The sequence below is a fragment of the Promicromonospora kroppenstedtii DSM 19349 genome, from assembly GCF_000515355.1.
Classification (GTDB): domain Bacteria; phylum Actinomycetota; class Actinomycetes; order Actinomycetales; family Cellulomonadaceae; genus Promicromonospora; species Promicromonospora kroppenstedtii.
Genome location: NZ_KI911615.1, coordinates 1 through 845 on the forward strand (window position 1 = coordinate 1; position 845 = coordinate 845).

Genomic DNA, 845 nt, shown 5'->3' on the forward strand with positions numbered 1-845 from the left:
CCGACCGAGCTGCCGACCTTCGACCCCTCGTCCGCGGTGGCCACCTACGCGCAGGGTTTTCCGCCCGACCTGTTCCCGGTGCCCCAGGACGCCACGCTGCTCGCGTCGTCGGCCCAGCCCGTGGCCGCGGCCAAGGGGTCGAAGACCAAGAGCGTCCCGATGACGCAGGTCACGCTGAACCTGTCGTCGAGCCGTTCCACGGACCAGGTAGTCGGGCAGGCGAGGAAGATCTTGACCCGGCAGGGCTTCAAGCAGATCTCGGCGCCGGACGCGAGCGGCCTCACGGCGCAGACCGCGTTCGTACGGACCACGAAGACCAGGTCCGGCGAGGTGCAGGAGTCGCTCGTGGTCGGCGTGCTCGACGACGGCGAGCGGCGGCTCTGCTCGATCAGCGGCACCGTCCGAACCCCATAGGCTGGTCCCGTGCCAGTCTCACCTGCCCGTACCAGTGCCCTGAGTCCCGCAGCCCTCGTCGACGCCGAGCACCTGCGCGCCGACGTCGACGCAGCGGTGACCGCCCACCTCGACCGGTTGACGGCCGAGGTCGGTGCGATCAGCCCGAGCGCGGAGGCGATGGTCGAGGAGGCCGCCGGGCTGCTGATGGGCGGCAAGCGCCTGCGGTCGGCGTTCTGCTACTGGTCGTTCCGGGCGCACGGCGGATCCGCCGACCCGGCCGACCCTGCCCGGATCGCGACCGTCCGCGTGGGCGCCGCGCTGGAGCTGTTCCAGGCCGCGGCCCTGCTGCACGACGACGTGATGGACAACTCCGACACCCGCCGCGGCCGCCCCACCGCACACCGGGCGTTCGCCGCGAAGCACGTGGGCGCGGCCTGGTCGGGCGAGCC

General features: G+C 72.7%; 1 protein-coding gene and 1 pseudogene. Both read left to right on the forward strand.

What is annotated here, in order from left to right; all coding sequences use genetic code 11:
* Nucleotides 1–414 (forward strand): annotated as a pseudogene (locus tag PROKR_RS33875) (hypothetical protein); the annotation flags it as partial.
* Nucleotides 415–423: 9 nt separating this feature from the next.
* The coding region (locus PROKR_RS04310) for a polyprenyl synthetase family protein (protein WP_036959925.1) at nucleotides 424–845 on the forward strand (422 nt) is incomplete at its 3' end.